At 65.8% G+C, this 20,801-nt stretch carries 21 protein-coding genes; 17 read left to right on the top strand and 4 right to left on the bottom strand.

The features are described from left to right. Positions 1 to 140: 140 nt before the first annotated feature. The 3 genes from QX039_RS25200 to QX039_RS25190 are packed head-to-tail and all read right to left on the bottom strand — an operon-like array spanning position 141 to position 4,439. A complete protein-coding gene (locus QX039_RS25200; RefSeq protein ID WP_315737412.1) occupies positions 141 to 1,220 on the bottom strand; it encodes a hypothetical protein in 1,080 nt (359 codons plus the stop codon). A gap of 43 nt (positions 1,221 to 1,263) precedes the next feature. Beyond that, positions 1,264 to 3,234, bottom strand: a complete 1,971-nt coding sequence (locus QX039_RS25195; RefSeq protein WP_315737413.1) for a glycosyltransferase — start codon at positions 3,232 to 3,234, stop codon at positions 1,264 to 1,266. Continuing rightward, positions 3,234 to 4,439, bottom strand: coding sequence for an HlyD family secretion protein (locus QX039_RS25190; protein WP_315737414.1), 1,206 nt, complete (start codon positions 4,437 to 4,439; stop codon positions 3,234 to 3,236). The genes QX039_RS25195 and QX039_RS25190 overlap by 1 nt, the downstream gene beginning before the upstream one ends. 520 nt (positions 4,440 to 4,959) lie before the next feature. Between QX039_RS25190 and QX039_RS25185 the strand changes: the two genes are divergently transcribed. After that, positions 4,960 to 5,505 carry a hypothetical protein gene (locus QX039_RS25185; RefSeq protein WP_315737415.1) on the top strand — a complete coding sequence of 182 codons (546 nt, stop codon included), beginning with the start codon at positions 4,960 to 4,962 and terminating at the stop codon, positions 5,503 to 5,505. A 22-nt stretch (positions 5,506 to 5,527) separates the two neighbouring features. Here the strand turns inward: QX039_RS25185 and pcaD are convergent, their stop codons facing one another. After that, a complete protein-coding gene (gene pcaD / locus QX039_RS25180; RefSeq protein WP_315737416.1) occupies positions 5,528 to 6,310 on the bottom strand; it encodes a 3-oxoadipate enol-lactonase in 783 nt (260 codons plus the stop codon). A gap of 231 nt (positions 6,311 to 6,541) precedes the next feature. On the opposite strand from pcaD, the gene QX039_RS25175 reads away from it, so the two are divergent. The 16 genes from QX039_RS25175 to QX039_RS25100 all read left to right on the top strand — a co-directional run bounded on the left by QX039_RS25175 (position 6,542) and on the right by QX039_RS25100 (position 20,772). After that, a complete protein-coding gene (locus QX039_RS25175; RefSeq protein ID WP_315737417.1) occupies positions 6,542 to 6,988 on the top strand; it encodes a carbon monoxide dehydrogenase subunit G in 447 nt (148 codons plus the stop codon). A 131-nt stretch (positions 6,989 to 7,119) separates the two neighbouring features. After that, positions 7,120 to 7,605, top strand: coding sequence for a (2Fe-2S)-binding protein (locus QX039_RS25170; RefSeq protein ID WP_315737418.1), 486 nt, complete (start codon positions 7,120 to 7,122; stop codon positions 7,603 to 7,605). A 48-nt stretch (positions 7,606 to 7,653) separates the two neighbouring features. After that, positions 7,654 to 8,511, top strand: a complete 858-nt coding sequence (locus QX039_RS25165; protein WP_315737419.1) for a xanthine dehydrogenase family protein subunit M — start codon at positions 7,654 to 7,656, stop codon at positions 8,509 to 8,511. Positions 8,512 to 8,542: 31 nt separating this feature from the next. Continuing rightward, a complete protein-coding gene (locus tag QX039_RS25160) occupies positions 8,543 to 9,451 on the top strand; it encodes a MoxR family ATPase (protein WP_315737420.1) in 909 nt (302 codons plus the stop codon). A 171-nt stretch (positions 9,452 to 9,622) separates the two neighbouring features. Continuing rightward, positions 9,623 to 10,828: a VWA domain-containing protein gene (locus QX039_RS25155; protein ID WP_315737421.1), complete on the top strand. Its 1,206-nt coding sequence runs from the start codon at positions 9,623 to 9,625 to the stop codon at positions 10,826 to 10,828. 13 nt (positions 10,829 to 10,841) lie between these two features. Beyond that, a complete protein-coding gene (locus QX039_RS25150; RefSeq protein WP_315737422.1) occupies positions 10,842 to 11,165 on the top strand; it encodes an XdhC family protein in 324 nt (107 codons plus the stop codon). 2 nt (positions 11,166 to 11,167) lie between these two features. Further along, positions 11,168 to 11,869, top strand: coding sequence for an XdhC family protein (locus tag QX039_RS25145; RefSeq protein WP_315737423.1), 702 nt, complete (start codon positions 11,168 to 11,170; stop codon positions 11,867 to 11,869). Beyond that, positions 11,866 to 13,470 (top strand): molybdopterin-binding/glycosyltransferase family 2 protein, encoded by a 1,605-nt coding sequence (locus tag QX039_RS25140; RefSeq protein WP_315737424.1) that lies wholly within the window; start codon positions 11,866 to 11,868, stop codon positions 13,468 to 13,470. Before QX039_RS25145 ends, QX039_RS25140 begins: the two co-directional genes overlap by 4 nt. A 183-nt stretch (positions 13,471 to 13,653) precedes the next feature. After that, on the top strand, positions 13,654 to 14,058 hold the full coding sequence (locus QX039_RS25135) for a DUF4189 domain-containing protein (RefSeq protein ID WP_315737425.1): 405 nt from the start codon (positions 13,654 to 13,656) through the stop codon (positions 14,056 to 14,058). Between the two features lie 102 nt (positions 14,059 to 14,160). Beyond that, positions 14,161 to 14,574: a DUF2000 family protein gene (locus QX039_RS25130; protein WP_315737426.1), complete on the top strand. Its 414-nt coding sequence runs from the start codon at positions 14,161 to 14,163 to the stop codon at positions 14,572 to 14,574. Positions 14,575 to 14,696: 122 nt separating this feature from the next. Then, positions 14,697 to 15,722: an alcohol dehydrogenase AdhP gene (adhP, locus tag QX039_RS25125; RefSeq protein ID WP_315737427.1), complete on the top strand. Its 1,026-nt coding sequence runs from the start codon at positions 14,697 to 14,699 to the stop codon at positions 15,720 to 15,722. Positions 15,723 to 15,819: 97 nt separating this feature from the next. After that, entirely contained in the window at positions 15,820 to 17,100 is a 1,281-nt protein-coding gene (locus QX039_RS25120; RefSeq protein ID WP_315737428.1) for an alpha-glucosidase/alpha-galactosidase, read from the top strand. A gap of 120 nt (positions 17,101 to 17,220) precedes the next feature. Next, complete coding sequence (locus QX039_RS25115; RefSeq protein WP_315737429.1) at positions 17,221 to 17,895, top strand: TetR/AcrR family transcriptional regulator; 675 nt, start codon at positions 17,221 to 17,223, stop codon at positions 17,893 to 17,895. Beyond that, entirely contained in the window at positions 17,892 to 18,683 is a 792-nt protein-coding gene (locus QX039_RS25110; RefSeq protein WP_315737430.1) for an efflux RND transporter periplasmic adaptor subunit, read from the top strand. Before QX039_RS25115 ends, QX039_RS25110 begins: the two co-directional genes overlap by 4 nt. Further along, a complete protein-coding gene (locus tag QX039_RS25105; protein WP_315737431.1) occupies positions 18,680 to 19,618 on the top strand; it encodes an ABC transporter ATP-binding protein in 939 nt (312 codons plus the stop codon). Before QX039_RS25110 ends, QX039_RS25105 begins: the two co-directional genes overlap by 4 nt. Further along, positions 19,615 to 20,772 carry an ABC transporter permease gene (locus QX039_RS25100; RefSeq protein ID WP_315737432.1) on the top strand — a complete coding sequence of 386 codons (1,158 nt, stop codon included), beginning with the start codon at positions 19,615 to 19,617 and terminating at the stop codon, positions 20,770 to 20,772. The genes QX039_RS25105 and QX039_RS25100 overlap by 4 nt, the downstream gene beginning before the upstream one ends. The last annotated feature ends 29 nt before the right edge of the window (positions 20,773 to 20,801 follow it).

The raw sequence follows: 20,801 nt of genomic DNA, 5'->3' as shown, positions 1-20,801 counted from the left end.
GAGGATTCGCTTTCAGCTCGGATTCTCTCGCCGCCGCTCGGGCTAGCCGCTGAGGCCAATGATGGCGAAGGAGGCGCGAGCGACGAGGGCCGCGACCTTGGACGTCGAGCGCATCGAGCTGATCTTGTCGCTGGCGCCGCTCATATGCCGCTACCGCTGTCTTCCGTCGAACCAGGCACTTTTGCCATCAGCTTCGACTGGAGCCTGACCAAGGCGTCGCGCAGCCGCGTCGCCTCATCGTACCGGGTTTCCCGAGCCACCATGCCGGAAAACGGATCTTTCACCATGGTCTCGGCGGCCTGGGCAAGACGGCGCATCGGCGTCGCCACCCATTTCGCGGCGAAATTGAGCAGCACCAGGATCGAGAACACGCCACCGGCAACGTTGAACCAAAACGAGCGCACAAGCTGGCGGGTCGGCAGCATCGCGGCAACGGCGTCCTGCCGGATCAGAAGGGACCAGCCGAAGCTCGGCAGATCGGCGTACTTCACGGTGGGGAACGTGACGGTGAAATAGTCCTTGCCGTCGGGCCATCGCTCGATGAGCGCGACCGGGGCCCCGCGGCTTGCGGCCTGCGCCGAGCCGATCGTCAGTTGCTTGCCGACGAGATCCGGCGGGCCGAACAGCACGATGCTCTCGCGCGACAGCAACACCAGATCGATGTCGCGCGACGCCAGCGCCGCGACGGATTCGATCACCCATTTCCAATCGATTTGGGCCCCGATGACACCGGCGGGGGCGCCGTCGTGCATCAGCGGAGCCGACATGGCGATCAAGCGGTCCGGTCCCGAAGCGGCCTGCAACATCCGGCCCAGGGTCTCTGGTTCGCGATCATCGACCGCCGTCGGCACCCCGAGTCCATGCCGGAACCAGCGCAGGTCGGCGACGCTTTGTCCTTCCAGCATCCGGTCCTTGCTCGCGATGACCTTGCCGCCGGGGTCGGCGATGCCGAGCCAGGCATAGCGCGGCTGGAACTGGCTCACGAACTGGATCTGTCGGCGCGCCTCGGCGACGTCGGCGGGGTCGATGATCGCGGCGAGCCGCGACACGTCGATCCACGTGCCGTACATCTGTCGCGCCAGCAGGTTTGCGCTGAGCTCACCGCGCGTCCTCAGCTGCTCGATCGCGAGCTCCTCGCCGCGCCGCTGCAGCGACGCCGAATAGAGGATGGCAACGGCCAGCGCCGTCACGACGATCAGTGTCGTGCCGCCGAGGAACACCGCTGTCTGTAAGCTCCACCGTCGCCTCGTCATCGTCTTCTCCTCAATCGGCCACGGCTCGCGCGAGTTCTTTCAGCATGCGGCCGAGATCGCCGCTGTCGGCGCCGGGCACTCCGCTCGCGGTGTGCAGCCGCTCGATGATCTGGGCGCGCTGCTGCGGTGTCACCGTAAATATGAGCCGGTAGCCGTCGTTCGTCGGAGCCGCGACCTTGGTCGGGATATCGCCGATCAGGGGCAAAGTGAGCGTGCCGATGGCGCCGGTCGCAAGGCCGACCGGACCGCTGACGCGTGCGCCGCCGGGGCCGAGATTGACGATCCAGCCGCGTTGCGGCTCGCCGTCGACCGTCAGGGTTATCGGCTCGACGATCTGGCGTTGCGGCCGGTTGTAGCGTGGACGGTCGATGCACACGGCGATCGCCACCGACAGCACCAGAACGTTGTAGATCGTCCAGAACATCACGACGATGACGCCGTCTCCCGCGGTCCCCGTGGTATTGAAGACAAAATCGGACGTCAGCGACACGATCATGCCACCGATCGTCAGCGCCATCAGGATCAGGAAGGGCCGCATCAGCGGCCATTGGACGATGATCTTGGCGCGATCGCCGCCCTTGGCGGTCACCGAGAATTTGTGCGGACCGGGGGAGAGCAGGCCGAGAGCGGCGGCGCGGAGCACGGGCCAGGCGGCGACGATCTGCGAGACATCGTTGACGATCGGAATGAACAGTCCCTTGGACAGCCAGTTCAGCGTGTACATGATCGAGAGATAATAGGGGCCGTAATACCGGATGATGTCGGCGATCGAGGCGTTCACCACGGTCACCCCGCCCCACCAGTAAAGCAGTGGACAGATCAGCGCGGCGAGGCGGAACGGATAGGTCGACGTCCAGTAAAGCAGCGAGTCGAGCACGCTGAGCCGGTGGAAGAAGTCGAGACCATGGGAGCCGAATGGATTGTAGACGTTGCGCACGATCTGCATGAGGCCGAGGCACCAGCGGCCGCGCTGCGTGACGTATTCCGCAAGGCCTTCCGGCGCCAATCCCTCCGACAACGCCTCGTTCAGGTAGACGGTCTGGTAGCCGTGCGCGGACAGGCGCAGCGTGAGCAGGAAATCCTCGGTGACGCTCTCGGTCGGCACGCCGCCGATCATCTCTACGGCGTAGACGCGGAATATCGAGGAGGTGCCGCAGCACATTGCGATGCCCCAGGCGTCGCGCGCCGGCTCGACGTTGTCGAAGAAGTGGCGCTGCTCGTCGGGATAGGACGCGCCGATGCCGAGATTGTGCTGGATCGGGTCCGGGTTGAAGAAGTGCTGGGGCGTCTGTACGAGGCCGACAGCCGGATCGTGGAACAACGCGAGCGTCCGCTCGACGAAGTCGAGATGAGGCACGAAGTCGGCGTCGAGAACGGCGACGAAATCCGGCCGGTCCGCATCCGCCGCGCGCAGCCGCAAGGCATTGTTGATGTTGCCGGCCTTGGCGTGCGACTTGTCGGTACGGGCGACATAGCCGATGCCGTGCTCGGTGCAGTAATCCCGGAGCCAGGCCCGGCTGCCGTCGTCGAGGACGAAGACGCGCAATGCCGCATAGGTGATCGCCTTGGCGCCGACAATGGTTCGCTCCAGGACCTCGAGCTGCTCGTTGTAGGTGGTGATGAAGATGTCGACCCGAGGCGGCGGCCTCGGAAGCCACCAGCCAGCATGGCGATCAGCCTCCGTCGTCCGCTCCTTGGTCCTGGTCAGGATCAGGAAGGCGAAGGACGACGAAACAACGGTGAGCGCTTCGAGAATGGCGAAGCCCCAGCTGAGGATCCCATCCGGCGTGAGGCCGGGCGGAGCAAGGGTCTCGGTGAAGCGCCAGGCGACATAGCGCCAGGCCAGCAGGATCGAGCCGCTGAGGAGCAGGGTCCGCCAGTACCATATCTTCGGGTCCAGGAGGGGCAACACCAGGACGCGCAGCCCTACGATGATCGCAACGACTGCGAACGCGGACAGGAATGGTGACAGCGTCGGCATCAGTAGCCGTACCGGGCGACGAAGCCGCGCAATGCCGCGATCGGTCCGCTGGTGAAGATCACCCGGCCGGTGCGCCCGATGGCGCAGGACAGATCCGGCTGCTTGGCGAGATCTGGCACCGCAACGGTGACGTCGAAGCGCTGCAAGTGCTGCGGCGTCGGGCCGACGGCGAGATTGGCGTAGAGTTGCGAGGCGCCCGAGCCGCCGAGACGTGTCACCGTCCCATCGAATATCCGGTCGTCTCCGAACAGACGGAACTGCACCGGGGCGCCGATCGACAGGCTGGCGTAGAGACTTTCGGGAACGCTCGCGGTCACCACGAGACTGTTGCAGTCCACCAGCTTGGCGAGATCCTGACCGCGACGGGCATATTCGCCGTCGTCGACGAGGAAATCCCAGGCCATGCCCGGGACGCGGGCCCTCAGCGTCGCCGAGGTCAGTCGGTTGATCCGGACGCGTTCGGCGTTGATCTGCTGCTCGTATTGGACCAGGCGGGATTGGATCTGCTGCTCGTCCACGGCAAGTTCGGCGAGGCGCAGGTCGAGCTCGTGAATGCGCTGCATCGAGAACGGCACGTCGTTGTAGGAGTCGCCGATGAAGACCCCCGATTGCGCGGAGCCGAGCTCGGTCTCGACATAGTTGGTGCGCTGTTTCGCGCTTTCCAAATCCTGCTTGGCGATATCGAGCGAGGCGCTGGCCTGGTCGAGGCCGGCGACCGTCTGGACCCCGCGTTCCTTCAGCTCGTTGGCCCGCGTGAAGGTGAGATCCGCGAGCTTCAGCCGGGCGGCCGCGGCATCCTCCGCCGCCTTGGCCTCGGCGATGCGTGCCGCGATCTGGCGGACGCGGCCGGTCTTGTAGTTGGCCGACTGGGCCGCGAAGGCGGCCCGCGCTTGCTCGAGCGCCGAACGCTGCGCCGGAACCCGCTTGAGCGCGATCTTCTGCTCGTCACGGTCGCGCTCGAGATTGAGCAGGCGCGTGGTGTCGAACCGGTCGTCGACGATCTCGGCCATGAGTTCCCCGGCGTTGACCCTGACGCCGATATGGCTCACCCCCAGCGTCACGCGGCCTTCGATCGGCGCGCGCACGACGTAAAGCCGGGCATTGACGGTCGCGTCGCCTGAAGTTCCGGCGAAATGCTCGCCGACCAGGATGTAGAGGCCGCCGGCCAGCAGGAGGATGCCGATGAAGATCCGAGCCAGTCTCATGCAGTACTCCCGCTCGGCGGCTGCTTGCCGCATCACGATCGAGCTGTGCGAAACGCAGCAGCACTCATCTTAAGATAGTATTACATTGTCTAGCTACTTTGACGCTAGTCAAAAGCAATGATGGCGCGGCGCACATAATTGCGGTGCAGCGGCCATCGACGCGATCGGACTGCCGGCGCATCGATCGTGACCCCGATGCAGGCGTCGGTTACGGCGATCATTCAGCGGAGCAGCCGCATCGCGGTGCTGAAGACGAAGCGGGCGCGCAATGTCGGATGCGATGCAGATGTTCGAGGAGGCGTTGATGGCCGGGAAGGCCGTTGTCACGCGGGAAGTCGAGGCCTGATCGGCGAGGTCACCGGCAGGGTCTCTTGGACGGTGACCGTTGATGGCTCTCGCGCCCGTCGCCACCCTGTTAAGGTAAACGAATGGTTTAAATTGCCGGGCGCGTTTGCCGCGCGTTAGCTCGTCTGGAAGTCGGCCGGACGGGCGGTTTGTGGGATGGAAAGGTGGGCGTGACATGATCAAGGATTGCGTGATCAGGAATTGGCGGCTCAGTTGCGTCAACGGTGTGCTGCTGGCGCTCTACTTCGTGCCCGCCTGGACCATCATCGCGTTTCAGATCATGGTGTCGCCGATCCAGGGGCTGTTCGCGCGGCCCAATATTGCGGTGGCCTTGTTCATCAGCGACTACCTGCAGTTGTCGGGCATCGAGACGGTCCGCGCCGCCTGGCTGCTTGCGCTGGCGCGACTGACGGTCGCAGGCTTCTTCGCGATGTTTCTGGTCCTGATCCTGGTTCCGCGGGTGCGAAAGGTGGCCGGCTATGTCGAGGCGCTGTCGATCGGGCTCGCTTTCGGCAGCATGCTCGCCTTCTTCAGCATGATCATGGCCGCCAAATTCGGGGAGCCCCAGGCACTGCGTCTGCATGCCACGGAACTCCTGATGCTGCTCGGCACGGCCATCGTCATGCTGGTGGAGAAGCCGTCGACGCAAGCCTCGCCGTCCTCCGCATCCGCTCCGCCGAAGATGGGGCCCACGGCGACGCCGGCGCCGCAGCAGGCGTAACGCCCTGATCCATCGCGGTGCGTCAGCGCTGGGTCAGAAAGCCCAGCACGGCATCGTTGAACTGGCCCGCCGCTTCGACATTCGAGATGTGCGCGGCATCGACGATGGTCATGCTGGCGCCGGGGATCCGGCTGCGGATCGCTTCCGCCATCGCGATTGGCGTCGACTTGTCGTAGCGGCCGGCCACGACGAGGGTTGGGCTTTTGATGGCCGGCAGGTCCTCGCGCAGGTCCAGCGCCCGCAGTGCTTTGCAGCAAGCGAGATAGCCCTCGACCGGGGTGGCCACGAGCATTGCCTTCATCCGGTCGGCAACGTCGGGATTGTGATCACGAAACTCCTGAGTCAGCCAGCCGGCGATGACCGTGTCGGCGATTCCAGCGAGTCCGCTGTCCTCGACCGCCTTGATGCGGGCGTCCCAGATTGCCGGATCGGGGTAGTAGCAGGTGGTGTTGGCGAGCACGAGCTTGCCTACACGTTCAGGAGCGTGGGCCGCGAGCCACTGCCCGACCATGCCGCCCATCGACACGCCGCACCAGTGCATCTTCTCGATGTTGAGGTCATCGAGAATCGCCAGCGCATCGCGGCCGAATCGCTCGATCGAGTAGGGCCCGGACGGCACTTGCGACTTGCCATGACCGCGCCGGTCATAGCGGATCACGCGGAACACCTGCGTGAAGGCGCGCATCTGCGGCTCCCACATCTGCAGCGTCGAGCCGAGCGAGTTCGAGAGCATCAGGGTCGGTCCGCCGTCGCGGCCCTCGACGGTGACATTCAACAGACAGCCGTCGGCATCGATCATCGGCATGGGCGGAATCCTTGTCGCAGGCGGCCGCGCCGCCGGAGGAATCGTGCAGATTCGATGGCGAACTAACCACCCCCACCGCCGTCTGCCAATCAAAACTCAACGGCGGCGAGATCCGGAATGCTGCGGTGCTCCGGCTTTTCTGCAACGCTTCCGGTCGCTGCTCGCCCTTCCTTTTGGACGTTCGGTGCTTTACTTGAATGCCTCTAACCGCGCCAATCGGGGGAGATGCACATGGCAATGACGATGACGGGCGAGGTCCAGCTGGCCGCTCCGCGAGAGCAGGTCTGGGCCAAGCTGAACGATCCGGAGGTGCTCAAGGCCTGCATTCCCGGCTGCGAGGAACTGGAAAAGACCGAGGACGGTGGCTTCCGTGCCGTCGCCAAGATGAAGGTCGGACCGGTCTCCGCGCGCTTCAAGGGCAAGGTCACCTTGAGTGATCTCGATCCGCCGAACGGCTACAAGATCTCCGGCGAAGGTGAGGGCGGCGTCGCAGGATTCGCCAAGGGCGGTGCGATCGTTGCGCTGGCGGACAAGGACGGCGGCACGCTGTTGACCTACAATGTCGAGGCACAGATCGGCGGCAAGCTGGCGCAGCTCGGCCAGCGGCTGATCAACGGCACCGCAAAGAAACTCGCCGACGAATTCTTCGCCAACTTCGCCAAGGCCGTTCAAGGCTGACCGCAACCGACCCATGCGCGGCCGGGGGCGAGGTTGCCCGCCGCCGGGAGCGCCCATATGATGGTTTTCGACTGATTTTGCTGGGCTGCGCTGCAGTGCAACGCTGTCGCGCGGATAATAGAGAGTCCTGAATGGCCAAGATTTCCATGATTGTGAACGGTAATCCCGTCACGGCGAACGTCGACCCGCGGACGCTGCTGGTGCAGTTCCTGCGCGAGAATCTGCGCCTCACCGGCACCCATGTCGGCTGCGACACGTCGCAATGCGGCGCCTGCATCGTCCATCTCGATGGCAAGGCGGTCAAGTCCTGCACGACATTGGCCGTGATGGCCGATGGTCATGAGGTCAGGACGATCGAGGGGCTCGCCGCCGACGGCGCGCCGCTGCATCCGATGCAGGAAGCGTTTCGCGAACACCATGGCCTGCAATGCGGCTTCTGCACGCCCGGCATGATCATGACCGCGGTCGATCTCGTCCATCGCAAGGGACATGAGCTCAGCGAAGAGACCATTCGCGAGGAGCTGGAAGGCAATCTCTGCCGCTGCACCGGCTATCAGAACATCGTGCAATCGATCGCCGCCGGCGCCAAGGCGATGGCCAAATCGGACCTCGCCTAAACGTCTGACCTCGCCCCAGTCGGCCCGCTGCGCACAGGACATTTCCCCATGTACGAATTCAAATATCATCGGCCGGCGACCGTGCGCCAGGCCGCCAATCTCCTCACCAAGAACGAAGACGCCAAGCTGGTCGCCGGCGGCCACACGCTGGTGCCGGTCATGAAGCAGCGGCTCGCGAGCCCGCCGCATCTGGTGGATCTCTCCCATGTCGAGGGGCTCGATACGATCGAGGTGAAAGGCCGCAACCTGGTGATCGGCGCGATGGCGCGTCATGCCGACGTCGCCAACTCCGCAACGGTCGGCGAAGCCATTCCGGCGCTCGCACATCTGGCGAGCCTGATCGGCGATCCCGCGGTGCGCCATCGCGGCACCATCGGCGGTTCGATTGCCAACAACGATCCGACCGCGGACTATCCGGCAGCATGCCTCGCGCTCGGCGCCACCATCGTCACCAACAAGCGCAAGCTTAAGGCCGAGGAGTTCTTTCTCGGGCTGTTCACGACCGCGCTGGAGCCGGACGAGATCATCACCAAGGTGAGCTTTCCGCTGGCGAAGAAGGCCGCTTACGTGAAGTTCCGCAACCAGGCCTCGCGCTATGCGCTGGTCGGCGTGTTCGTCGCCCGTCGTCCCTCGGACGTGCGCGTCGCCGTGACCGGCGCCGGCGGCAATGGCGTGTTTCGCGTCACTGCTTTCGAGGAAGCGCTGCAGAAGCGTTTCTCGCCGAAGGCGCTGGAGGGAATTCCGGTCTCGGCCGAAGGCCTCAACAGCGACATTCACGGCAGCGCCGAATATCGCGCCCATCTGATCGGTGTGCTGGCGCGCCGCGCGGTGGATGCGGCCAATGCCGGCGCCAAGGCCTCAACCGCATCGGAGGGAGCCGCCGAACCGGAGGCTCCGGCTTCGTGACGGACGCGTGAGGAAGGAAGCGGTCTCGCCCATGAGTGCTCCGGCCCTGCCAGCATCGGTCGACGCGATGCTCGAATTGTTGTCCTCGCGCGGCTATCTGGCCGAGCGATCGCTGGCGACGGTGACCTATCTGTCGCTGCGGATGGGCCGGCCGCTGTTCCTCGAGGGCGAGGCCGGCGTCGGCAAGACCGAGATCGCCAAGGTCTTGTCGGCCGCGCTCGGCCGCAAGCTGATCCGGCTGCAGTGCTACGAGGGTCTCGACGTCGCCTCCGCCGTCTACGAATGGAATTCAGCGGCGCAGATGATCGCGATCCGGCTGGCGGAAGCGGGCGGCGAGGTCGACCGCGATCAATTGACGTCGGACATCTTCGCCGACCGCTATCTGATCAAGCGCCCGCTGCTGCAGGCGCTGGAGCCGGATGTCGCAGGCGCGCCGGTTCTTCTCATTGACGAGCTCGACCGCGCGGACGAGGCGTTCGAAGCCTATCTGCTGGAGATACTCTCCGACTTCCAGGTCACGATCCCGGAGTTCGGGACCGTCAAGGCGCCGCATCCGCCGATCGTCATCATCACCTCGAACAGGACTCGCGAGATCCATGACGCGCTGAAGCGGCGCTGCCTGTATCACTGGGTCGATTATCCCTCCGCCGAGCGCGAGCTCGCCATCGTCAAGACCCGGCTGCCCGGCATCTCGCAGCGGCTGTCGCAGCAGATCGTGCGCTTCGTGCAGGCGCTGCGCGACCAGGACTTCTACAAGTCGCCAGGGGTCGCCGAGACCTTGGACTGGGCCACGGCGTTGACCGAGCTCGATGCGCGTTCGCTGAATGCCGAGGTCGTCGGCGACACGCTGGGCGCGCTGTTGAAGTATCAGGACGACATCGCCCGCATGCAGGGTGATGCGTTGCAGAAGGCGATCAAGGACGCGACCAGCGAGACTTGAGCCGCGGTCGCGTCACAGCGAAGGTCGTCATTCCGGGATGCGTGCGCAGCACGCAGGCCCGGAATCCATAACCACGACCGTGAGTATGGATTCCGGGCTCAGCCCTTTGGGTTGCCCCGGAATGATGAACTCAGTTTGAGGCACGTCCCGGAATGACGAGGGGATAGACCGATGCCCACGCCCATCAATCACCTCGCGCCGCCGACCGGCGGCATCGCCGACAACATCGCGGGCTTCGCGCGGGCGCTACGCGCCGCCGGCCTTCCGGTCGGTCCGGGTGCTGTCATCGATGCCATGACCGCGCTCGAGGTCATCGACATCGGCAAGCGCGCGGACGTCTTCACCACGCTCGAATCGATCTTCGTCAAGCGCCATGAGCATGCCCTGATCTTTTCTCAGGCCTTCGACCTGTTCTTCCGCCCCGCCGAGGAGTGGAAGTCCATGCTCGATTCGGTGCCGCTGCCGGACCACGCCAAGAAGAAGCCGCCGCCGGCCTCGCGCCGGGTCCAGGAGGCGATGTCGCAGCCGCAGACCCATGAGGAGCCGAAGGCGCAGGAGCAGGACCTGCGGCTCGCGGTGTCCGACCGCGAGGTGCTGCAGAAGAAGGACTTTGCGCAGATGAGCGCGGCGGAGATCGCCGAGGTCGCACGCGCCATCGCCAAGATGCGGCTGCCGCAGGCCGAGCTGAAAACGCGCCGCCACACCGCGGACCCGCGCGGCCGTCGAATCGACATGCGCAAGACGCTGCGTCAGGCGCTGCGCACCGAAGGCGAGATCATCAACTTCCATCGCCTGGGGCGGATCGAGAAGCCGGCGCCGATCGTGGCGCTGCTCGACATCTCCGGCTCGATGAGCGAGTACACCCGCCTGTTCCTGCATTTCCTGCACGCCATCACCGATGCGCGCAAGCGCGTCTCGGTATTCCTGTTCGGCACGCGGCTGACCAACGTGACGCGCGCGCTGCGCCAGCGCGATCCCGACGAGGCGCTGGCGAGCTGCTCGGCGAATGTCGAGGACTGGGCCGGCGGCACAAGGATCGCCACCTCGTTGCAGACCTTCAACAAGCAGTGGGCGCGCCGCGTGCTCGGGCAGGGCGCGATCGTGCTCTTGATCTCCGACGGGCTGGAGCGCGAGGCCGACAGCAAGCTCGCCTTCGAGATGGACCGGTTGCACCGCTCCTGCCGGCGGCTGATCTGGCTCAATCCGCTGCTGCGCTATTCCGGCTTCGAGGCGAAGGCGCAGGGCATCAAAACCATGCTGCCCCACGTTGACGAATTCCGCCCGGTACATAACTTGACCTCGATCGGGACGCTGATCTCGGCGCTGTCGTCGCCGCTGCCGCCGCATCAGCGCAGCGCGATCCGGCCCGCCGCCTGAGAAGGAGATAGTCATGCTCAACCGCGACGAAGACATCCTCAAGGCCGCCGAGGATTGGCACAAATCCGGTCACGGCGTGGCGCTCGCCACCGTGGTCGAGACCTGGGGCTCGGCGCCGCGCCCGGTCGGGTCCAACCTCGTGATCAACGACGAGGGCACGTTCTTAGGGTCCGTGTCCGGCGGCTGCGTGGAGGGCGCTGTCGTTACCGAGGCGCTCGACGTGATCACCAGCGGCCAGCCCAAGATGCTGGAGTTCGGCGTTGCCGACGAGACCGCCTGGAATGTCGGCTTGTCGTGCGGCGGTACCATCCGCGTCTTCGTCGAGAAGGTGGGCTGATCATGCAGCTCGCCACGCTGGCCGAACTCAATGCCGAACGCGCCGCGCGCCGCGCGGCCATTCTCGTCACCGACGTCGCCTCCGGCGAGCAGCGTCTGGTCAAGGCCGCCGACATCGCCGCCGATCCCTTGCGCAACGAGCTCGCAACGCAACTGCGGATGGGCAAGAGCGGCATGGTCGAGGTGGGCGGCAAGCGGTTGTTCCTCAACGTCTACGCGCCGACGGCCAAGCTCGTGATCATCGGCGCCGTCCATATCAGCCAGGCGCTGGCACCGATCGCCAAGTCGCTCGGCTATGACGTCACCGTCGTCGATCCGCGCACGGCCTTCGCCAGCCCCGAGCGCTTCCCCGACGTGCCGCTGATCGCCGAATGGCCCGACGTGGCCCTGCCGCCGCTCAACGTCGATCACTACACGGCCTTTGTCGCGCTGACGCATGATCCGAAGATCGACGATCCGGCGCTGCTGCACGCGTTCTCGCGCGACTGCTTCTATATCGGCGCGCTCGGCTCACGGAAGACGCATGCCAAGCGCGGCGACCGCCTGCGCGCCCAAGGCGCCAGCGACGCCGACATCGCCCGCATCCATGCGCCGATCGGGCTCGCCATCGGCGCGGTGTCGCCGTCGGAGATCGCGGTCTCGATCATGGCCGAGATCACCGCCACGTTGCGGCTGCCGGCCAAGGAGAAAGAGCAGGCGGCATGAAGTTCGGTCCTGCCAGTCCGACTGAAGCGATCGGCGGGGTGACCGTGCACACCCTGCGCAAGGGATCGTTGGTGCTGAAGAAGGGCACGCTGATCGGTCCCGCCGAGGTCGAGGCGCTGGCCCGAGAGGGCGTCAAGGAGATCGTGGTCGTCCGGCTCGAGGCGGGCGATGTCTCGGAGGACGAGGCGGCGGCCGACGTCGCCAAGGTCGTCGCAGGCAAAGGCATTCACGTCGATCGCGCCTTCACCGGTCGCGCCAATCTGTTCGCGGCGCAGCCCGGCGTGCTGATGATCGACCGCGCCGCCGTCGAGCGCATCAACGGAGTCGACGAGGCCATCACCTTTGCGACCTTGGCGGCCTTCAAGCCGGTGGTCGAAGGCGAGATGGTCGGCACCGTCAAGCTGATCCCGTTCGGCGTCGAAGGCCGTCTGCGCGATGCCGCCGTCGCTGCGGCGGGCAGGGGCGCGCTCAGCATCGCCTCCTATGTGATCAAGCGCGTCGGCGTCGTCTCGACGCTTCTGCCTGGGCTCGCACCCAAGGTCATCGACAAGACGCTGCGCGTCACCGCAGAGCGGCTCGCGCCGGCCGGCGCCACCATCATCGCGGAGCGCCGCGTGCCGCACGAGCAGGCCGCGCTGGCCGCTGCGATCAAGGAGCTGTTGGCGCTGGGCGCCGAGCTCGTCATCGTGTTCGGCGCGTCCGCGATCGCCGACCGCCGCGACGTCATTCCCGCCGCGATCACCGGCATCGGCGGTGCGATCGAGCATTTCGGCATGCCGGTGGATCCCGGCAATCTGCTCTTGATCGGTAGCGCTGCCGGTGTGCCGGTGCTCGGCGCCCCCGGTTGCGCCCGCTCGCCGGCGGAGAACGGTTTCGACTGGGTGCTGATGCGGCTGCTCGCCGGCATCAAGGTCACCCGCGCCGAGCTCACGGCCATGGGCGTGGGCGGACTCCTCATGGAGATCGTGACACGGCCGCAGCCGCGCGCCAAGCCGGAGGCCGAGGGCGAACGCAAGGTCGCCGCGGTCGTGCTGGCTGCGGGACGCTCGACCCGCATGGGAGGGCCGAACAAGCTGCTGGCCGAGCTCGACGGCAAGAAGCTGGTGCGCATCGTGACCGAGCAGGCGCTGGCCTCCAAGGCCGGTGAGGTCATCGTCGTCACCGGTCATCAGGCCGAGCTGGTCGAGCAGGCGCTGTCCGACTTGAACGTTCGCTTCGTCCGCAATCCCGACTTCGCCGGTGGGCTTGCCAGCTCGGTGAAGGCCGGCATCGCCGCGGTGCCTGAGGGCGTCGATGGCGCGGTCGTGTGCCTGGGCGACATGCCGATGGTGTCCTCGGATCTGCTCGACCGTCTGATCGGCGCGTTCGCGCCCGATCGCGGCAATTTGATCGTCGTGCCCGTGTCCGAGGGACGCCGCGGCAACCCGGTGCTGTGGTCACGCCGCTTCTTCGCCGAGCTGATGACGCTGGACGGTGACGTCGGCGCGCGGCACCTGATCGCCAAGCATACCGAGGCCGTCGCCGAGGTGCCGGTCGACGGCAACAGCGCCTTCCTCGACATCGACACGCCGCAGGCGCTGGAAGCCGCCCGGCGCGGCTGAGCCAGCGTAGCCCGCATGAGCGTATGCGACATGCGGGGACAGTCTCTCTCCACGGATGCCGCGCCCCCGCATATCGCTGCGCTCATGCGGGCAACGGACCTCGCCCGCCCTCAACCTCCCATTCACCAAGTTTCAACGACCCCCGGCTAGATTTGCCGGCATTGGGCCTCGGGGGAGGAAAAAGTGATCGCTTCGACTGCTGCGCGCCGTGTCGCGCTGTTTGCATTTGGATTGACCGTTCTCGTCGGCGTTGCGCGCATCGCGAGCTACGGCGCCATCAGCCCGGCGCATGCAGCCGGCGCGTTCGCCATTGGCCGGTGCGCCGCCTATGGCCAGGCGTTCGACTATCCGGCGGAGCATCTCGCCAAGGCTGCGGCGCTCAAGCAGTGCAAGGGCGACTGCACCGCGGTGACGATGAAGAAGGCCTGCGCCGCGTTCGCGGTCGATCTCACCAATCCCTGCGGCGCCCACGGCTATGCTGTTCGGCCGACGATCTCGACCACGCTCAACGAGGCGACCCGGGAATGCTACAAATATGGCGGCAAGGAATGTGTCATCCGCGCCTGGGTGTGCGACGCCAAGGGCTGATCTGAGCCTGATGTCTCTCGTCCGCGCTTTCATTTCGATGCTTCACCTCGAGAGCGGCTCGGCTATTCTGAGCGTTCGATGACATCGAACTCTGGAAATGGCATGCAATTCGACACCAAGATCGCGCTGATCATTCGCAACGATCTCGAAGCCTGGCAGAAGCTGAACGTCGCGGCGTTTCTTTCCAGCGGCATCGCCGCTGCATTTCCCGAATGCATCGGCGCGCCTTATGAGGACGGCTCGGCAACCCTGTATCACGCGTTGATCGGGCAGCCGATCCTGATCTACGGCGCGCCGGATCGTGCAGCGTTGGCGCGTGCTCTGGATCGCGCGCTGTCGCGCAGCGTGAAGCCGGCGCTCTACACCGAGGACATGTTCAAGACCACGCATGACGAGGCCAACCGTGATGCCGTGAAGGCGGTGGCGCGCGCCGATCTCAATCTGGTGGGATTGGCGTTTCGCGCGGAGCGCAAGCTGGTCGACAAGGTCGTCGACGGACTCAAATTTCACGCCTGACAGCCACGGGCACATTGCGCGGTCATCAAACTGTTACTTCATGCAGCGGCGCGGCTTGATGCCGATCAAGACCGGAATACGCCGACGTCGTTAGTTTGCGCCGCGACATGAGGAGCAGACAGATGCAGACCATGAAAGCCGCCGTCGTCAAAGCCTTTGGCAAGCCGCTGGTCATCGAGGACGTTCCGATTCCTGCGCCGGGGCCGGGCGAGCTTCTGGTCAGGGTGAAGGCGTGCGGCGTCTGCCACACCGACCTTCATGCCGCCTCCGGCGATTGGCCGGTGAAGCCGGTGCCGCCGTTCATCCCCGGTCACGAGGCGGCCGGCATCGTCGCCGCGCTCGGGCCCGGCGTCACCGACTTCAAGGTCGGCGATGCCGTCGGCGTGGCGTGGCTGCACGATGCCTGCCTGCGCTGCGAATATTGCGAGACCGGGTGGGAGACCTTGTGCGAGCACCAGCACAACACCGGCTATAGCGTGAACGGCGGCTTCGCGGAATACGTGATCGCATCCGCGGCGTTCGCCGCGCGCCTGCCGGCCAATGTGGACTTCGCCAAGATCGCCCCGATCCTCTGCGCCGGCGTCACGACCTACAAGGGGTTGAAGGAGACCGACACGCGACCGGGCGAGTGGGTGGTGGTCTCCGGCGTCGGCGGCCTCGGTCATGTCGCAATCCAGTATGCGAAGGCGATGGGGCTGAAGGCGGTCGGTCTCGACATCGCCGAGGACAAGCTGAAACTTGCGCTGGAGGCCGGCGCCGAGCACGCCGTCAACGCGCTCGACAAGGATGCCGTGGAGCGGGTGATCGCAATCACCGGCGGCGGCGCGCATGGCGTGCTGGTCACCGCGGTGTCGACGTCGGCTTTTGCCCAAGCGCTGCACATGGTCCGCCGCAAGGGGACGGTCAGCCTGGTCGGCTTGCCGCCGGGCGAATTCCCGACGCCGATCTTCGATGTCGTGCTGAAGCGCATCACCGTGCGCGGCTCGATCGTCGGCACCCGGCGTGATCTCGACGAAGCCATCGCGTTCGCCGCGGACGGCAAGGTGACGGCCGAGGTGACCACGGCGCCATTGTCGGAGATCAACGCCGTCTTCGACCGCATGAAGGCCGGCAAGATCGACGGTCGCGTGGTGCTCGACTTCGGCTGATCAGCAAGACCGATTGACGCGCCGCCGTGCCCAACATTGGGGCGGCGGTTTGATCTGGATCAGGCATGGGGACGCGCGGTGCTGGCACAAATTGCTCATGGCAGCCGTCACCAAGATCGTCTTCCTCGGCGCGAGCAGCGCGTCCTTTGGACTCAGCGTGTTCCGGGACCTGTTCTCGACGCATGATCTCGCGGGATCTACGCTCGTGCTGGTCGGCCGCGACCCGACCCGGCTGGCCCGGTCGGAAGCATTGGCCCGGCTGCTCAACGACCTCTCCGGCGCCGGCCTTAAGATCGAGGCGACCACGGATTGGCGCGCGGCGCTCGACGGCGCCGGCTTCGTGATCCATGCCACCGCGATCGACCGCAACCGCCTATGGAAGCTCGATTTCGAGGTGCCGCGCAAATACGGCATCCGTCACACGCTGGGCGAGAATGGCGGGCCGGGCGCATTGTTCTTCACGCTCCGCACCTTGCCGGTCGTATTCGACTTCGTGCGCGAGATGGAGCGGCGCTGTCCGGACGCGCTGCTCATCAACTTCTCCAATCCCGAGAGCCGCATCATCCTCGCGCTGGGGCTTCACAGCCGCCTCGCGCATATCGGCCTGTGCCACGGCATCTTCATCGCGCGCAGCCAGGTGGCTTCCATTCTGGGACTGGCCGAGGAGCGCGTGGAGGTGTGGGGCGCCGGGCTCAACCATTTCCAATGTCTCATGCAGATCCGGGATCGCGACACCGGGGCCGATCTCTATCCACTGCTCCGCGAAAAGGCTGGGAGCCACGACCCCAAGGTCGCGCCGCTGACGCGGGCGCTGTTGCGCGACTTCGGCTTCTGGCTGGGCTGCGGCGACAGCCATGTAGGCGAGTATCTCGCCTATGGCTGGGAAGCGGGCGAGAGCGGGTACGACTTCGCGTGGGACGAGGCGGAGCGGGCCAAGCTGATCCGGCAGATCGACGAGGTCCTGGCGGGCAGGGCCGGCATGCCGGACTGGTGGCGAATGCCGTCCGGAGAGCGCGCGGTCACCGTGATCGGCTCGGTGCTGCACGATCGGAAGCAGGTCATCGAGTCCGGCGTCGTTCTGAACCGTCACGTCATTCCCAACCTGGCTGCCGAGGCCGCCGTCGAAGTGCCCGTTGTCGCGGATCGCGTCGGTATCCATCCGGTGTCGCTGGGCCCGCTTCCAGATGCCGTCGCCAAGCTGATGTCGGTCCAGGTTCAGGTCCAGCAGCTGGCGGTGCAGGCGGCCATGACTGCCTCCAAGGATCTCGCGCTGCAGGCGCTGCTCATCGATCCCGTGGTCAACTCGGCCGCCGCTGCGCGCCAGATCGTGGACGAGCTCTGGGAGATCAATCGGCCTTACATCAGATCCTGCGCGTGATCGCGGCCGGCGTCGTCTGACGGGGGCCGCGCGCTGTCGGGTACGACCTCCTGACGCGGGCCGAGACCGGCCTCTGCGAGGCCTCTTTACATTGACTGACCAGTCAGTCATAATTGCTCGATGTCGAAACCTTCGAAATTGTCCGAGCGCAGAGTTCAGGCCGTCAAGACAGCGGACGCGGGAGCTGCCACGTCGCGCCGGGCGGATCGCTCCGCCGAGCGCCGCGCGGCGATCGTGCAAGCGGCGATGGACGAGTTCATTGCCCGCGGTTTCGCGGCGACCCGGCTGGACGACATCGCCAAGCGGGCTGGCGTGGCCAAGGGCACGATCTATCTGCATTTCAAGGACAAGGAATCGATGTTCGAGGAATTGATCCGGACCGCGATCGTGCCCTTCGTCGGCCGTCTTGCCGCGCCGCCGCCGGCCGGCGGCTCGGTGCGCGATATGGTCGAGGCGTTGGCGCGCATGTTCCTGCAGGAGGTCGCCGGCACGCGGCGCGGTGATCTCGTGCGGCTCATCATTTCAGAGGGGCCCCGTTTTCCCGCGATTGCCGACTTCTACTACCGCGAGGTCGTTTCCCGTGGTCTCGCGGCCATGCGCGCCCTGATCCAGATCGGGATCGTCAGCGGTGAGATCCGCGAGCCCAAGCTGGTGCAACATCCGCAACTGATGATCGCGCCGATGATGGTTGCGGTGCTCTGGAAGAGCCTGTTCGAACGACATGCGCCGCTCGACGCCGAAGCGATGCTGCAGACCCATCTCGATCTGATCTTTGGCGCGAGGAGGCCGACATGAGCCTGCTGCACTGCCTTGCCGTGCTGGTCACGGCCTTCACGTTCAACGGCTGCAAGGAGACGCGCGATCCTGGCTATCAAGGCTGGGTCGAGGCCGACATGATCTTCGTCAGCCCGGACGAAGCGGGCCGGATCACGAAGCTGAACGTGCATGAGGGCGACGTGGTCAAGGTCGGCGATCCGCTCTATTCGGTCGACGACGATCTGCAGCAGGCCGATCTCAACCAGACCAAGGCGACGCTGGCCAATGCGCAGCAGACCTATGACCGCGCCGCGGCCCTGAGCAAGACGGGCGCGGGGACGCAGGCGACGCTCGACTCCGCCGTTTCGGCGCTGCGCGTCGCCGAGGCCCATCTCGTGACCTCGCAGACGCGGCTGGCACGGCGCAAGGGCGTGGCGCCGGTCGCGGGCACCATCCAGCAGATCTACTTCCGCGAGGGCGAGATGGTCGCGGCGCAACGGCCGGTGCTGTCGATCATGCCGCCGGGCAACATGAAGCTGCGCTTCTACGTGCCGGAGCCGGATCTGCCGAAGCTCGCGATCGGTGACGAGGTCCGCGTCACCTGCGACAATTGCGCTGATGACCTGACGGCACGCGTCTATTTCCTCGCGACCTCGGCGGAGTACACACCGCCGGTGATCTACAGCCTCGATGAGCGCAACAAGCTCGTCTATTTGATCCAGGCGCGGCCGTCGCGGCCGGATGCACTGCGCGTCGGCCAACCCGTCAGCATCTATCCGCGTTCCAAGACGCCTGATCCGAAGACCCCGGTGGCGGACAAGCAATGAACGGAACGGGTCCCGTCGAGATCGCGATCGACGTCCAGGGATTGACCAAGTCCTTCGACGGCCGCGAGGTCGTGCATGATCTGTCGATGCAAGTGAAGCGCGGCTCGATCTACGGCTTTCTCGGCCCGAACGGCTCGGGCAAGACCACGACCATCCGGATGCTGTGCGGCCTGCTGACACCCGACGGAGGCGAGGGCACCTGCCTCGGCTTCGACATCCGCCGCGATGCCGACAAGATCAAGCGCCTGGTCGGCTACATGACGCAGCGCTTCAGCCTCTATCAGGACCTGTCGGTGCGGGAGAACCTCGAATTCGTCGCGCGCCTCTACGGCATGCCCGATCCGCGCCAGGCCGCGCGCGACATGGTGCAGCGGCTCGGGCTTGCCGGCCGCGAGCGGCAGCTCGCCGGCGAGTTGTCGGGCGGCTGGAAGCAGCGGCTGGCGCTCGGGGCCTGCACCCTGCCGAACCCGCAATTGCTGCTGCTCGACGAGCCCACAGCCGGCGTCGATCCCAAGGCGCGGCGCGATTTCTGGAACGAGATCCACGCGCTCGCCGGCGAAGGGCTGACCGTGCTCGTCTCGACCCACTACATGGACGAGGCCGAGCGCTGCCACGAGATCGCCTACATCGCCTATGGTCATCTGCTGGCGCACGGCACGGTCTCCGAAGTGATCGCGCAATCGGCGCTCACCACATACACGGTGAGCGGCGATGATCTGCGCGAACTCGCGGCAGATCTCACCGGCAAGCCGGGTGTCGACATGGTGGCGCCGTTCGGCACCAGCCTGCACGTGTCCGGCCGCGACCGCAACGCGCTGGACGCCGCGATCGCGTCCTGGCGCGACAAGGCTGATCTGCATTGGCAGCCCGCCGCGCCCTCGCTCGAGGACGTCTTCATCGACCTGATGAACCGCTCACGGGACAACTTCCAATGAGCGACGCGGCCGTCCACCAGGCATCTCCCGAGTCCCGCTTCGGCTTCTGGCGGCGCACCTACGCGATGCTGGTCAAGGAGTTCATCCAGCTCAAGCGCGACCGGGTCTCGTTCGCGATGATCGTGATGATCCCGGTGATGCAGCTGATGCTGTTCGGCTACGCCATCAACACCACGCCGCATCATCTGCCGGCGGCGGTGCTGCTGCAGGAGGACAGCGATCTCGGACGCTCGATCCTGAAGGCGATGGAGAACACCGCCTATTTCCGCTTCACCCGGGAAGTCACGAGCGTCACCGAGTTCGACGATCTCTTGCTGTCCGGCAAGGTCCTGTTCGGCGTCGAGATCCCGCGCGGCTTCGAGCGCGCGGTCCGCCGCGGCGACCGGCCGGCCTTGCTCGTTGCGGCCGACGCGACCGATCCGGTCGCAGCATCCTCGGCACTGTCCTCGCTCGGCATGATCGTGCAGACCGCGCTCGCGCACGATCTCTACACCGGCAATCCCGTCACGACGCCGTTCGAGATCAGGGCCCACGCGCGCTACAACCCGGCGGCCTCGTCGCGGCTCAACATCGTGCCGGGCCTCGTCGGCACCATCCTGACCATGACCATGCTGATCTTCACTGCGCTCTCGGTGACGCGCGAGATCGAGCGCGGCACGATGGAGAGCCTGCTGTCGATGCCGATCAAGCCGGTCGAGGTCATGCTCGGCAAGATCATCCCCTATGTGATGGTCGGCTTCCTGCAGGCGACGATCATCATCGGCATCGGCCTCCTGCTGTTCGGCGTTCCGATCATGGGCAACCTGCTGCTGTTGGCGCTGCTGTCGACGTTGTTCATCGCCACCAACCTGTCGATCGGCTACACCTTCTCGACCCTGGCGCAGAACCAGCTGCAGGCGATGCAGCTGTCGATGATGTTCTTCCTGCCGAGCATCCTGTTGTCCGGATTCATGTTTCCCTTTCTCGGCATGCCGCAATGGGCGCAGGTGCTCGGCGAGTGCCTGCCGCTGACGCATTATCTGCGCATCGTCCGCGCCATCATGCTCAAGGGCTCGACGCTCCAGAACCTGCAGCATGATACGATCGCCCTGTTCGTCCTCATGCTGTTCGCCATGACGGTCGCCGTCCTGCGCTTCCGCCGCACCCTCGATTGAGGCACAATGGCGGCTGGGAGCAGGAACGG

It is taken from the genome of Bradyrhizobium sp. SZCCHNR1043 (genome assembly GCF_032489675.1).
In the GTDB taxonomy this organism is placed as follows: Bacteria; Pseudomonadota; Alphaproteobacteria; order Rhizobiales; family Xanthobacteraceae; genus Bradyrhizobium.
The sequence above is the reverse complement of the archived record's forward strand: the minus strand, read 5'-3'. Positions and strand labels throughout refer to the sequence as shown.